Below are 12,070 nucleotides of genomic sequence, written 5' to 3' on the forward strand. Positions count from 1 at the left end.
TTTTAATAACAAATAAAAATTTTAAATCAATTTAGATATAATCAGCTCACGTAAATTGGACTAAGGGCATAAATGAAAAAACTATTTTTGATTATTGGAGCACCAGGAAGTGGCAAAACTACTGATGCAGAATTAATAGCAGCAAAACATGATAATATCACTCATTATTCAACTGGAGACATGTTTAGAGCAGAAGTAACAAGCGGAAGTGAAAGAGGAAAAATAATTGATAAGTATATCAGCGTAGGTGCTATAGTACCAATTGATATAGCTATTGAGACAATTTTAGGTGCAATAAAAAAAGCTTCTACAAGTGTTGTGATTATTGATGGTTATCCAAGAAGTTTTGAACAAATGAATGAGCTTAATAAATATTTAGTAAATGAAACTGAGGTTGAATTAGCAAATGTTATTGAAATAGAAGTTTCGCAAGAAGTTGCATGTGAAAGAGTTTTAGGTCGTGCAAGAGGCGCTGATGATAATGTTGAAGTATTTAATAATAGAATGAAAGTTTATACTGATCCTTTAGCTGAGATTCAAGAATTCTATTGTAGAAAAAATCTTTTACAAAAAATTAATGGTGAGAGAACTATTGAAGAAATTGTAGAAGAAATAGATGATTTTATTCAATCAAGAATATAATGCAAAAAGATTTTAACTTTTACTCAGTTATTATTGGAACTGAGCTTTTAAATGGGCGGAGAAAAGATGCCCATTTCTCTTTTTTAAATGAACAACTTCTTAAAAGAGGTTGGACACATAAAGCATCTTTTGTTATTGAAGATGATACAAACTTGATGAAAAACATCTTTAGACTTATAAAAGCTGATAAAACTAGCGTAATGTTTTGTTTTGGTGGCATTGGAGCTACTCCTGATGATTATACTAGACAAATAGCTGCTGAAGTTTTTACAGATGGACAAACAGAGTATCATGAGAAAGCAAAAGAGTTAATTATAAAGCAGTTTAAAGATGAAGCTTATCCTCATAGGATTGAGATGGCACATCTACCAATTAATGCAAAGCTTTTAAAAAATGTAGTAAATAATGTCCCAGGATTTTATTTAGAAAATAGATTCTTCTTTACCCCAGGTTTTCCAACTATGAGTCAAAGTATGATTATAGAAGCACTTGATAAATACTATAAAAAAAATGATATAGAAAAATTTAGATTAACATTAACAGCTATTTGTGGAGAAAATGACTTAATTGATATTATGAAAAAAATTTCAAATGAAGTTGAGTTATCATCTTTACCTAAAATTATTGATAATAAAAGAAAAGTTGTTTTATCACTATCCTCAAAAGATAAGAAAAAGTTAGATGATGATTTCTCGATGTTTACACTGTTTTTGGATAAACAAAAAATAGAGTATGAATTAAAAGATGTGGATTAAGGTTCATTATAAAATTTAAATTTAAAGCCTTTATCCTCAGGATATTTATCTAAATCAAAATCTTCCCAAACTTTTACACAAAGCTTGTATCCTTTTTTATATCCAGGTTTTGCAAAGGCATGTGCTCTACCCATATTTTGCCAAACACCTTTTCCTGATGCATACATAAAAGCCAAATTACATTGGGCATTTATATAACCTTGTTTTGAAGAGGCTTCATACCATTTTACAGCTTCTTTGAAATCTTTTTCTAAAATTATACCTGCTGTTAGATACATGCCAACTCTATTTTGTGATGGAGCATGACCCTTTCTTGCAAGTTCTAGAAAGTATGATAAAGCTCTTTTTGCATCATGAAATGGTGTTCTTTGACTTAGATAAAGAAGTCCTAGATTATATGTCCCTTGTATATGCCCTAAATATGAAGCAGCACTAAAATACTCTAAGGCTTTTAAATAGTCTTTAAAAACGTATTTACCCTCAAAATAAATCTTTCCTAGTTGAAAGTAAGCTTCTGGATCATCATTAAGTGCAGCTTCTTGATAATCTTTTATTTGTTGTGCCATTTTATTGTTTTCATTGCTTTGTGAAATATCTTCTTGTGCAGCTAAACTAATAGTTAAAAAAATCAATAGTATATATTTAATCATTTTATCTCCCTTTCTAATTCAGTACTTAAGGTTGTAATTATTTCATAAGAAATTGTATTATGTATTTTAGCTAATGGTTTTGCATCATCAAAAATACAAACTTTTTCATCATCACTATCAAGTGATAAACTATCCATTGAGACTCTTCCTAATACTTTATATCCTTTTGGAGTTTGGTAGTGTTGATTTTCATTAATTCTTAAAAAACCATCTCCATAACCTATATCATATGTTGAAACTGTCACATTTTTGTAAGCTTTATATGTTCCACCATATCCAATAGCTTGATTTTTCTTAAGAACTCTTGTTGATATTTTTTCACCCCAAAGTGATAAAACTGGTCTTAAATCTATCTTATCAAAGGCTAAATCATTTTCTATATATCCATAAGTTGCTATTCCAGCTCTAGCAAAATCATCATCAAAATTTGCTGTTCTAAATAGTGCAGCAGAGTTACAAGAATGGAACATAGGTAGGGGTAAAAAAAGTTGTTCACATATCTTTATTACTTCTTCTTTTATAAGCTTAAATTCACTTCTTTGCCAATAATATTCACAAGAAAGTTTATCTGCACTTCTATGATGAGTCATGACTCCAGTTAAGTTTAAGTTTTGGCTAGAAAGCCCTTGAATAGCCTCTTTAAGTTGATTTTTAGATATACCATTTCTATGCATACCTGTGTCAATTTTAAGATGAACGTTCGTATTCTCGGGGAGTTGATATATTTTTTTAATATCATTAACAACAATGTGAAAAGTATGTGAATAAGTAGTAATATTATTATCTGATAAAATTAAAATCTTTTCAAAATAATCTTTGATTTTTAATGCTTCTTTAAGGTTTTTTACGACAGCTTTTTTTATACCAAACTCTTTCGCCATTGATGCTATTTCTATAAGTCCATGTCCGTATGCATTATCTTTTAACACTACAGCAACCTTATCTTTTGAGCCAGCTTTACTTGAAATTATACTTAAATTATGAAAATAATTTTTTTTGTTTATAATTATTTTAGACAATAACGTAACCTTGTTATTTTAGTTTTGATTAAAATGATTTGATATTAGAATACTATCTTTTTCATTTAAAACCTCTTTGAGATTTTCAATAGTGGCAGATTTTATATTTTCAAAAGTTCCAAAATAAAGAAGTAATTTTTTAACCTTAGCTTCTCCAATACCTTTTATATTTAAAAGTGAGATTTGTTTATCTTCTGCTCTTTTTTGTTTTTTATGGTAGTTTATAACAAATCTGTGAGCTTCATCCCTTTGTCTTTGTACAAAATGTAATCTTTTATCCGATGTTAGAAGTTTTATTGATGTAAACTCTCCTTCTTTTTTAAAGTGAACAATATCTTTTGCTGCTCCTTTTGCCCGGTGAGCTTTAAAATCAATCTTTTCCTTTGCAATTGCAATAATATCAAGGTTAACTCCAACTGATTGGACGATATCGTAGGCTAGTTTAAGTAATGTTGAACCACCATCTATTATCCACAAATCAGGTGCTGGGTTTTTATCGAAGCTTTCGACTCTTCTTATAAGCATTTCTCTCATTTGTGAATATTCATCGTGGGATTCTAAGTTGTAGTGTCTAAAATCACTTTTTATAAACTTGTCATTATCCCAAACAACCATAGCTCCAACAGTAGCTTGCCCCATCATATGTGAGTTATCAAAGCTTTCTACTCTTAAAGGAGTTTGACTCAAATTAAATAGCTTTTGTATCTCTTCATAAAGTGTATTGGAACTTTTTGCACTATCTATTCTTAAAAGCTCGTCACAGTTATTTAAAGCTATCTGCATCAAGTCTTTTTTCTTTCCAACTTTTGGATTAATAATATTTATTTTTTTAGAAAATTTTGTTTTTAGAAACTCTTCCATATCTTCTACTTCATCTATTTCATTAGCAAGTAAGATCTCTTTTGGGATTATTGGCATCTCATTTGAATAGTAGTTTATTAGTGTTCTTTTATACGCTTCATTAAAATCAAAATCTTCATTATCTTCAAGAGTAACTTTTAAAAAGTCATGGGATGAAGAGGCTAGCTTCCCATCTCGTATAAACATTCTTACAATCACTGCTTTAGTTTTAGAATTTTTGATAGCAAAAATATCAAGATTTTCATTTGTTGCTAAATCCATACCTGTTTTTATTTCTGATTTTTCTATAGTTTTGATTCTATCTCTTATCTTCATAGCCTCTTCAAAACGAAAATCATTTGAGTACTCTTGCATTTTTAGTTTTAGTTTTGTTAGCAGTTTTGATTTGTTGTAGATGTACTCCATAGAGTTATTTAAAATTTTTGCATACTCTTCTTTTGTAATTCTATTTTCACAAGGTGCTAAGCATTTTTTGATTTGGAAAAAAAGGCAAGCCTCTTTACCTTTTATGCAAGCTTTTTTTTGTACAAGTGGAAAAGTCTCATAAATAGAGTCTAAAATATCCCTTGCTCCACTTGAATATGGACCAAAATATTTTATATTGGCACCTTTTAAAACTTTTCTTGTAATCTCTAATCTTGGAAAATCCTCATTTAAGTCCACATAAATATAAGGATAGGTTTTATCATCACGAAGAAGAATATTATATTTTGGTTTTAACTGTTTAATAAGAGAATTTTCTAAAATTAGTGCATCGTGTTCATTTGGTACTACAATCCATTCACAGGATTTTACTTCACTAATCATTTTGAAAATTCTAGGACCTAGTTTTTCAGAAGGCCTAAGTTGAGGGGTAAATTTAAAGTAAGATTTAACTCTATTTTTTAGAACTTTTGCTTTTCCTACATATAAAAGATGTCCAGCTTCATCAAAGTATTGGTATACTCCTGCATCAGAAGGGAGTTGTTTGAGTTTTTCTTCTAGGTTCATAAGTGGGATTATACCAAAAAACCTTTTCAAAAGCTTTTTTAATCATCATTTTTCTTCATATTTCTGCGTTGAAAATATAAAAACATTCGTCACATACTTTAGTATGCTCCTCAAATTTTGATATTTTCGCCTTGAACTATTTTAAAATCTAATGATTTAAAAAGTTTTTTAATTTTTTAGTATTTTAGTTAATCAAAAATCTTTTTATAAACATGACAGTAGGGCAAGGAACCTTTTCTTTGATAATAATCTTGATGATATCCTTCTGCGCTATAAAACTTATCCGCTTTTTTAAGTGAAGTTGCTACTTTGTATCCTTTTTGAGTTAGTATTTCTATAAGTTCTTGTGCGGTTTGTTTCTCTTTTTCATCATTGTAAAAAATTGCAGAGAGATATTGACTTCCTATATCTGGACCTTGTCCATTTGTTTGCTCCATATCATGAATCTCAAAAAAGAGTTTGGCAAGTTTTTCAAAGCTTGTTTTACTAGGGTCATAGACAACTCGAACACTCTCTAGATGACCTGTATTTCCACGAACTACACCATAATAATCAGGATTTTCAACTGTACCACCCATATAGCCACTAATGGCATCCAAAACGCCTATTTGTTTTTCAAAGTGGTACTCAACTCCCCAAAAACATCCTCCTGCAAAATAAGCACTTTTGCTATTTTCAGGATAGGTTTTATGTTTGATTGAATCATCTTTTGAAAATGATGCTGCATACAACAGTGTAATAACTGCCAAAATAAGTATAAAATATTTCATATTATTCCTTTGGCTTAATTATAAAGTTTTTTTGTGTATTCTCTATGTATTAAAGTAATAAGGTTTTATCCAAAAAAGCCTTTTTTTTCATCTTTATCTTCTTGGTCATTTTTAGTTCTTTTTAGTTTTCCAAGTTCTATTTTATATTTTGTTATGTTCTCACGGCAAGTATCTACTGCATTTTCTTTTATTTCAAGAATATGTTCTAGTTCTTCTATTTTTCCTAAAAGTTTGTTTTTTTCATTTTTTTGTTTTTCAATTATTTTGTTTTTTAAAGCTATCTCTTCACTTTTTTTCTTTAAAATTTCCATTTTATCACCACTTTTGTAGATAATATTATCTTCATATTCATTTAGTTGGGATAAAAGTTTTTGTTTTTGGATTGATATTTTTTCTATTTTTTCTTTTAATGAAGTTATTATCTCATTTTGAGAAATAAGTTGATTTTTTAATGTTTCGTTATCTTTTACTGTACTTTTATGTGTTACTGTATTTTTTATTAACCGTGAAGCTAGTTCTCTTTTCTCTTCATATTCATCTGTTATGATAAATCTAATAGCTATGTATTCAATTATATTTTCATTTTTATCATCAAATATTGGGAAAATAGTTGATTTTGCGTACCAAGGATTTCCTTGTTTGTCTATATTTCTAACTTTTCCTTCCCAGTTTTGGCCACTTTGAATAGTATCCCAGAGGTTTTTATATACCTCTTTTGGGTTTTCTGGGTGTCTTACTATATTATGATTTTGACCAATAAGTTCTTCTTTTGTATATCCACTAACTTCACAAAAAGCATCATCTACATAAGTTATGATACCATTTAAATCAGTTTTTGATATTACGGCAACACTTTCTATTATATTTGTATAGGTCTCTAACTCTTTTTGTTTTTTATAAAATTGGTTTTTGTAATATATTTTTTGTGCAATCTTTTTTATATTTTCAAAAAGTTTTGCAACATTTATAGGTTTTACAATATATGCAGAAACTCCCAATTCAATAGACTCTAAAAAGGTCTCTTTTTCATTGTCTGCTGTTGTTAAAATAATAGGAATATCATCATCAAGTAATTTAACTTTTTTAACCATATCTATACCATTTAATTTTGGCATATTAAGATCAGTAATAATAAGCTCATAAGGTGTTTCATTTTCAAAATTCTCTTGAATTTTTAAGAAAGCTTCTTCACCATCTTGGGCTACTTCTACAAAATCTGAAATTTTTTTAAGTAGATTTTCAAGTCTTTGTCTAACTTCTGGGTCATCTTCTACATAAAGGATTTTCAAGTTTTTAATATTTTGGCTTATTTCTTGCATATACATCCTTTGTGAGATTATAGCACATTACAATTATATAAAAGTTGTATATAAAGATAATTTGGTAAGAATTTTATAAACTAAGGAGATTGATATGCCACACTTACAGTTTGAAATTAATAAAAAAATAGATGATCAAAGTAAAAAAAGTTTTTGTAAAAAAATAAGAGATTCTTTTTCAAGAATCATGGATACTCAAACTTACCATATAGCCATATCTATTAGAGAGTATGAACCTTTTAATTTATCCATTGGTAGAGTTGAGATGGGAGAAGAGGTTTGCTTAATGAATTTAGATATTAGGCAAGGACGAACAATGGAACAAAGAAGAGAGTTAGCTTTGGTTTATATGAGTATTGTAAGTGAAGAGTTTAACATACCAAATAGCAATCAATATATCACTTTTACTCAACATGAGGGTGAAGATTTTCATCTAATTGAAAAGTATTTATCCTCTTGGGAGAGTGGTGAAGATCCTTTAGCTTAAGTTATCTTAATCATATATTTGATACATTTCTTTTTTAATTTAGGAGAAATATTGAGTATTATAAAACAGACAATCTATTTGGCAAGAAAAACTAAAGAGAAAGATTTAGAAAAAAAGCTATACAATTTGAAAAATTCATTATTAGATATGAAGGGTTGTATTTATTTTGAAGTTTACAAATCTGATGATTGTGATGATGAATTTTTAATTTATGAAGAGTGGGATAGTGAAGAGTTATACACAAGTTCACTCTCTTGTGAAGCTTATGTAACTTTTCAAAAATATTATGATGGCTTAGTCTTAAAAAGACACAATTTACCTATTCTTTAAACTATTTATAAATATTTAAAAGAACATCTTTATGATGATTTAATTCCTGCATTAAATCATCTCCATGGTTATTTATATCTGGATGATACTTTTTAGCTAGTTCTTTATATCTTTTTTTTATCTCTTCTCGTGTGGGCTCACTTGTAAATCCAAAAAAATCTTTTGCTTTTTGAACTTCATTATGTGATGGCTGAGCTTTAAAATTGCCATTTTGAAAATCTTCATAGTTAAATTTAAAACCTTGATTATTGCCTTGTTTAAAGTTTCTTCCATTAAAATGAAACTCGAAGCCTTGCGTTCTTGCCTGTTCTTTTATTTTTTTAACTTTTGTATAAATAAAAAAGAATATCAATACAGCTATAACAGAGATAACTATTAAAAAAGTACCAAAGTTAGTAAATATTAGATAAAGTATAAAAAAAAGTATCGAAAATCGAATTAGTCTAGAAAAAAAGTAGTCTATATTACCCATAAAAAATATTAATCCTTGTAAATTTATTTTGAAGTATATCTTTTTTTATTTGTTTGTCTTATTAAGAATAAGTCTATCAAATAAAAAATAAAATTATATTTTTCTAATTATAACTTGAAAGTCAGAATAGCTGTCTTTGTGACTAAATTTTTTTATTATTTTTAAAGTGTGAGATTTTTTGTCTTAATAAGTAATTAAATTATAAGATAGTAATATTATTTATATGAGTATTTAAATTTTTTTGGTATTATTATAATATTTAGGATAATATAATGGACTATGAAGAATTTCAAAATGCAGTTGACAGTTTAGGGATATTGACTAAACTTGATCAAAAGAGTTTAAAAAAAAACTATTTAAAACTGTCAAAAAAGTATCATCCTGACGCTGTGGATGGAAGTGATGAAAAGTTTCGAGAGATAAATGAAGCATATAATCTTTTGAAAACTTACGTTGAGAACTATAAATTTTCTTTTGAAAAAGAGGAATTTTTAGAACAATATCCATCATTTACTAATTATAAAAATTGGAATAGGTAAAAGGAAACTAAAATGTTTGATAAAAGAAAGGCAAAAGAGCTTGTATTAGGCTCTTTAATTGCTGATTCATATTGTTTAGGGTCTCATTGGATATATGACGAAAAAGAACTGAAGAATTTACCTACTAATTGGGAAGAGTTAAATAATGCTTGTTCTCTTTGGCATAAAGGCAAAAAAGCTGGTGAGTTTACGCATTATGGAGACCAATTATATTTTTTATATCAATACATAATTGAAAATGATAATTTTGACCTAGAACAATATATCCATTTTTGGAAAGAAAAAATGGAGAAATATGATGGTTATATTGATGGAGCTACAAAAACTACTTTAGAAAATCTAAATGCAAACAAAGCTATTCCTTGTGGTTCCTCATCTACAGATATCTCTGTTATTGGAAGAATTGCACCTTTATTACTTATAAGTAAAACTAAAAACCAATTTTTTCAAAATGTAGAAAAATTTGTAAGAGCAACACACAACTCTTCAATTGTTGTAGAAGGTGCCAAATTTTTTGCCAAAGTTTTAGTTGATGTTTTAGATAATATAGAGATGATGGAAGCAATAAAAGAGAGAAAAGATGAGTTTTCAACAACTATACAAAAATATGTTAACGAAGGTTTATATTCAATAGAAGATGAAACCTTTGATGCCATAAGAAAATTTGGTCCAGCGTGTGGGATTGACGAAGCTTTTGGTGGAGTTATACATCTTTTAGGTAAGTATACAAATTTTAAAGAAGCTTTGATAAAAAATGCACAAGCAGGTGGTGATAACTCAGCTCGTGCAATGATTGTAGCTATGTTTTTTATAGCAAGATATGGACTAAAAGTAATTCCTAAAAACCTTACAAAAATAAAAGTTCAAATAGATATTTCTTAAAATCTAGAAATAAACATTTGAACTTAAGTTTTCAATTTGTTTTAGTATCTTATTAACGTCATTGTATTTTATGTTGATAGGGTAGAGCTCTTTTTTATACTGTAATACAAGTGATGGAAAACTAAAAACTTTTAACTCTCTTCTTTTTTCTAAATCACTTTGAAATAACTCATCTATTTTTTCACTTTTCAAATCACTTTGAAACATAGTCATATCCAGGTTTAAATCTTTTGCTAAAGATACAAGAGTCTCTTCATCACTTGGATTTTGCGCTTTTTGATAATATGCCTCTTGAATTGCATCAATCATCTCATTTTCTCTGTTTTGTTCTTTTGCGCAAAGCACTGCTTTACATGCTAAATAAGTAGCTCGTCTAGGTTTGCACTTTTTCCAAAAGTCATAATTAAATTTTGCACCTGTCATCTTTTCTATTTCGTGCCAGATTGATGCAATCTTTTCTTGCATATCTTTTGGCATAGGTTCATCTGTATCTTTTGCCAACCCACCTACAATATTTACCAATTCAATATTTGCAGGTAGTTTCTTTTTTAATTTGTCATAATCTTTTTTAAAAGCATAACACCAAGAACACATTGGGTCATGTATATAATATAATTTACTTTTCATAATCTTATTTTACTACTAAATATCTTTAAATAGGTAAAATTTATAAATTAAGTAAAATAAAATAAAATATCCATATAATACTATATCTAAAGGAGATGTTATGAAAACATTTATAGGTAGATTTTACAGAGATAAATTTTATATTGAACTTATAGTAGCTGCAAGTCTATTTTTGATAGCACTTGTTTTAAATATGTTAATGGAGTTTATTATCTACATGTTATATTTTATAATATTTTTAGAAATAACACGTGCAGTGATAAACTATATAAGAGAACAAAGAGTTGTTTTAACCATATTAGTTGATGCCTTTATAATATTAGCTCTTAGGGAGTTGATTGTAAATGTTGTAAAAATAAACAATGAAAAAATAGAATCTATAGATGCACTATTAGCAAGTAGTTTAAACTGGAATATCATGGTTATTGCAGGTGTTGTTATATTTTTATTACTTGTTAGATATTTATCAATAAAAACTTCTCAAAGATATATGTTTGAGAAAAAAAATTTAAAAAGTATTCCAGAAAATGAATATGTATCATGAGCCTCTTTATAGACCACCAGCTGAAGCTAACTCACTAATACTGCAAATTACTTTAGGGTGTAGCTATAACAAATGTAGCTTTTGTTCTATGTACGAAACAAAAGCTTTTAAAATAAAAGATATAAAACAAATATTTGAAGAGATAGATAGTTTGTCTATTTATCAAGATACAAGAAGAGTATTTCTAGCTGATGGTGATGCCTTAGCTTGTGATACATCATTTTTATTAGAGGTTTTGAAGTATCTTAAAAAAACATTTCCAAAACTTCAAAGAGTAGCTTCATATGCAAGTCCTTATAATCTTTTAGAAAAAACGCAAGAAGAATTAAATAACTTAAGAGAACATGGATTAAGCTTAGTATATTATGGAATAGAGAGTGGAAATCATGAGTTATTAAAATATATAAATAAACCTATGAAACCATCTAAGATGGTGGAGGGATTAAATAAAGCCACAAATGCAAACATGAAAATATCAGCAACTCTAATATTAGGACTTGGAGGAAAGAGTTTATCTATACAGCATATAGATGATAGTGCAAAGCTAGTCAATGAGTGTGAACATATAAATTATTTATCAACTTTACAGCTTGGAGTTAGTCACACAAAAGAGGATGCTTTTTTCAAAAGATTTGAAGATAAGAATCAAGAGTTTATTTTTTGTAGCGATGAAGATATGTTAGAAGAACAAAAAAGACTTATAAGTCTAATAAGTCCAAAAAAGCCAATAATTTTTAGGTCAAATCATGCTTCAAATGCTTTACCACTTAAAGGAACATTGCCAAAAGATAGGGATGATTTATTGAAGGTTTTAGGTGAAGCTATAGAAGATAACTCTATGCTTCGCCCAAAGTTTTTACGAGGGTTCTAATCTAACTATTTTTTAGATTTTTTCTTAGACTTCTTTTTTGAGTCTTTTTTCTTCTTTTTTAAAGCTTTTTTTGCTTTCTTTTTTTTGTCAAGTTTTTTCTTTTTGATAACTTTCTTTTTCTCTTTTTTAAGTGTTTTTTTCTTAGCAGCTTTTTTAGCTTTTAATTTTTTCTCTTCTTCTTTTTTCTTTGCCATTTTGATGACTCCTTATATAAAATATAGAGGATGGTACTATTTTATATTATAAATGTCAATAAAGTTTTGGAAAATATATAAACAAATTTCAATTTGTAATATTTTATAGTCTAATAAA

Annotated in this window: 16 protein-coding genes; 8 read left to right on the forward strand and 8 right to left on the reverse strand. The window is 27.9% G+C overall.

Annotated features, from left to right (window positions below):
• Positions 1-72: 72 nt before the first annotated feature.
• Both Q0617_RS14625 and Q0617_RS14630 read left to right on the forward strand, forming a co-directional pair.
• On the forward strand, positions 73-642 hold the full coding sequence (locus Q0617_RS14625; RefSeq protein WP_298754376.1) for an adenylate kinase: 570 nt from the start codon (positions 73-75) through the stop codon (positions 640-642).
• Positions 642-1,397, forward strand: coding sequence for a molybdopterin-binding protein (locus Q0617_RS14630; protein WP_298754379.1), 756 nt, complete (start codon positions 642-644; stop codon positions 1,395-1,397). The genes Q0617_RS14625 and Q0617_RS14630 overlap by 1 nt, the downstream gene beginning before the upstream one ends.
• On the opposite strand, the gene Q0617_RS14635 is transcribed toward Q0617_RS14630, so the two are convergent.
• The 5 genes from Q0617_RS14635 to Q0617_RS14655 all read right to left on the reverse strand — a co-directional run bounded on the left by Q0617_RS14635 (position 1,394) and on the right by Q0617_RS14655 (position 7,006).
• Positions 1,394-2,047 (reverse strand): tetratricopeptide repeat protein, encoded by a 654-nt coding sequence (locus Q0617_RS14635; RefSeq protein WP_298754381.1) that lies wholly within the window; start codon positions 2,045-2,047, stop codon positions 1,394-1,396. The two genes, Q0617_RS14630 and Q0617_RS14635, sit on opposite strands and share 4 nt — an antisense overlap.
• Positions 2,044-3,066 (reverse strand): alanine racemase, encoded by a 1,023-nt coding sequence (locus Q0617_RS14640; protein ID WP_298754383.1) that lies wholly within the window; start codon positions 3,064-3,066, stop codon positions 2,044-2,046. Before Q0617_RS14640 ends, Q0617_RS14635 begins: the two co-directional genes overlap by 4 nt.
• 18 nt (positions 3,067-3,084) lie before the next feature.
• On the reverse strand, positions 3,085-4,917 hold the full coding sequence (gene uvrC, locus Q0617_RS14645) for an excinuclease ABC subunit UvrC (protein WP_298754384.1): 1,833 nt from the start codon (positions 4,915-4,917) through the stop codon (positions 3,085-3,087).
• 188 nt (positions 4,918-5,105) lie between these two features.
• Complete coding sequence (msrA, locus tag Q0617_RS14650; RefSeq protein ID WP_298754386.1) at positions 5,106-5,687, reverse strand: peptide-methionine (S)-S-oxide reductase MsrA; 582 nt, start codon at positions 5,685-5,687, stop codon at positions 5,106-5,108.
• Positions 5,688-5,752: 65 nt separating this feature from the next.
• Positions 5,753-7,006: a response regulator gene (locus Q0617_RS14655; RefSeq protein WP_298754387.1), complete on the reverse strand. Its 1,254-nt coding sequence runs from the start codon at positions 7,004-7,006 to the stop codon at positions 5,753-5,755.
• Between the two features lie 94 nt (positions 7,007-7,100).
• On the opposite strand from Q0617_RS14655, the gene Q0617_RS14660 reads away from it, so the two are divergent.
• Positions 7,101-7,493: a tautomerase gene (locus Q0617_RS14660; protein WP_298754389.1), complete on the forward strand. Its 393-nt coding sequence runs from the start codon at positions 7,101-7,103 to the stop codon at positions 7,491-7,493.
• A 51-nt stretch (positions 7,494-7,544) separates the two neighbouring features.
• The gene (locus tag Q0617_RS14665; protein ID WP_298754391.1) at positions 7,545-7,823 is read left to right on the forward strand and encodes an antibiotic biosynthesis monooxygenase family protein; all 279 of its coding nucleotides are present in this window, start codon (positions 7,545-7,547) and stop codon (positions 7,821-7,823) included.
• Position 7,824: 1 nt separating this feature from the next.
• On the opposite strand, the gene Q0617_RS14670 is transcribed toward Q0617_RS14665, so the two are convergent.
• On the reverse strand, positions 7,825-8,295 hold the full coding sequence (locus Q0617_RS14670; protein WP_298754394.1) for a J domain-containing protein: 471 nt from the start codon (positions 8,293-8,295) through the stop codon (positions 7,825-7,827).
• A 272-nt stretch (positions 8,296-8,567) separates the two neighbouring features.
• Between Q0617_RS14670 and Q0617_RS14675 the strand changes: the two genes are divergently transcribed.
• Together Q0617_RS14675 and Q0617_RS14680 are read left to right on the forward strand one after the other, a co-directional pair.
• The gene (locus Q0617_RS14675; protein ID WP_298754396.1) at positions 8,568-8,834 is read left to right on the forward strand and encodes a DnaJ domain-containing protein; all 267 of its coding nucleotides are present in this window, start codon (positions 8,568-8,570) and stop codon (positions 8,832-8,834) included.
• A gap of 12 nt (positions 8,835-8,846) precedes the next feature.
• Positions 8,847-9,716 (forward strand): ADP-ribosylglycohydrolase family protein, encoded by an 870-nt coding sequence (locus tag Q0617_RS14680; protein WP_298754398.1) that lies wholly within the window; start codon positions 8,847-8,849, stop codon positions 9,714-9,716.
• Between the two features lie 3 nt (positions 9,717-9,719).
• Here Q0617_RS14680 and Q0617_RS14685 read toward each other — a convergent pair whose 3' ends face one another.
• Positions 9,720-10,343 carry a DsbA family protein gene (locus Q0617_RS14685; RefSeq protein WP_298754400.1) on the reverse strand — a complete coding sequence of 208 codons (624 nt, stop codon included), beginning with the start codon at positions 10,341-10,343 and terminating at the stop codon, positions 9,720-9,722.
• Positions 10,344-10,443: 100 nt separating this feature from the next.
• Between Q0617_RS14685 and Q0617_RS14690 the strand changes: the two genes are divergently transcribed.
• Complete coding sequence (locus Q0617_RS14690) at positions 10,444-10,887, forward strand: hypothetical protein (RefSeq protein WP_298754402.1); 444 nt, start codon at positions 10,444-10,446, stop codon at positions 10,885-10,887.
• A complete protein-coding gene (locus Q0617_RS14695; RefSeq protein ID WP_298754404.1) occupies positions 10,871-11,758 on the forward strand; it encodes a radical SAM protein in 888 nt (295 codons plus the stop codon). Before Q0617_RS14690 ends, Q0617_RS14695 begins: the two co-directional genes overlap by 17 nt.
• A 5-nt stretch (positions 11,759-11,763) precedes the next feature.
• Here the strand turns inward: Q0617_RS14695 and Q0617_RS14700 are convergent, their stop codons facing one another.
• Positions 11,764-11,952, reverse strand: coding sequence for a hypothetical protein (locus tag Q0617_RS14700; RefSeq protein WP_298754407.1), 189 nt, complete (start codon positions 11,950-11,952; stop codon positions 11,764-11,766).
• Between the last annotated feature and the right edge of the window lie 118 nt (positions 11,953-12,070).

It is taken from the genome of uncultured Arcobacter sp., from assembly GCF_937982575.1.
GTDB lineage: Bacteria > Campylobacterota > Campylobacteria > Campylobacterales > Arcobacteraceae > Arcobacter.

What these genes read in the sequence shown, in the direction of transcription:
- uvrC (WP_298754384.1), bottom strand. Translation starts at nt 4,917, where the DNA reads ATGAACCTAGAAGAAAAACTCAAACAACTCCCTTCTGATGCAGGAGTA.
- Q0617_RS14635 (WP_298754381.1), bottom strand. Translation starts at nt 2,047, where the DNA reads ATGATTAAATATATACTATTGATTTTTTTAACTATTAGTTTAGCTGCA.
- Q0617_RS14630 (WP_298754379.1), top strand. Translation starts at nt 642, where the DNA reads ATGCAAAAAGATTTTAACTTTTACTCAGTTATTATTGGAACTGAGCTT.
- Q0617_RS14675 (WP_298754396.1), top strand. Translation starts at nt 8,568, where the DNA reads ATGGACTATGAAGAATTTCAAAATGCAGTTGACAGTTTAGGGATATTG.
- Q0617_RS14685 (WP_298754400.1), bottom strand. Translation starts at nt 10,343, where the DNA reads ATGAAAAGTAAATTATATTATATACATGACCCAATGTGTTCTTGGTGT.
- Q0617_RS14680 (WP_298754398.1), top strand. Translation starts at nt 8,847, where the DNA reads ATGTTTGATAAAAGAAAGGCAAAAGAGCTTGTATTAGGCTCTTTAATT.
- Q0617_RS14625 (WP_298754376.1), top strand. Translation starts at nt 73, where the DNA reads ATGAAAAAACTATTTTTGATTATTGGAGCACCAGGAAGTGGCAAAACT.
- msrA (WP_298754386.1), bottom strand. Translation starts at nt 5,687, where the DNA reads ATGAAATATTTTATACTTATTTTGGCAGTTATTACACTGTTGTATGCA.
- Q0617_RS14690 (WP_298754402.1), top strand. Translation starts at nt 10,444, where the DNA reads ATGAAAACATTTATAGGTAGATTTTACAGAGATAAATTTTATATTGAA.
- Q0617_RS14700 (WP_298754407.1), bottom strand. Translation starts at nt 11,952, where the DNA reads ATGGCAAAGAAAAAAGAAGAAGAGAAAAAATTAAAAGCTAAAAAAGCT.
- Q0617_RS14695 (WP_298754404.1), top strand. Translation starts at nt 10,871, where the DNA reads ATGAATATGTATCATGAGCCTCTTTATAGACCACCAGCTGAAGCTAAC.
- Q0617_RS14660 (WP_298754389.1), top strand. Translation starts at nt 7,101, where the DNA reads ATGCCACACTTACAGTTTGAAATTAATAAAAAAATAGATGATCAAAGT.
- Q0617_RS14670 (WP_298754394.1), bottom strand. Translation starts at nt 8,295, where the DNA reads ATGGGTAATATAGACTACTTTTTTTCTAGACTAATTCGATTTTCGATA.
- Q0617_RS14655 (WP_298754387.1), bottom strand. Translation starts at nt 7,006, where the DNA reads ATGCAAGAAATAAGCCAAAATATTAAAAACTTGAAAATCCTTTATGTA.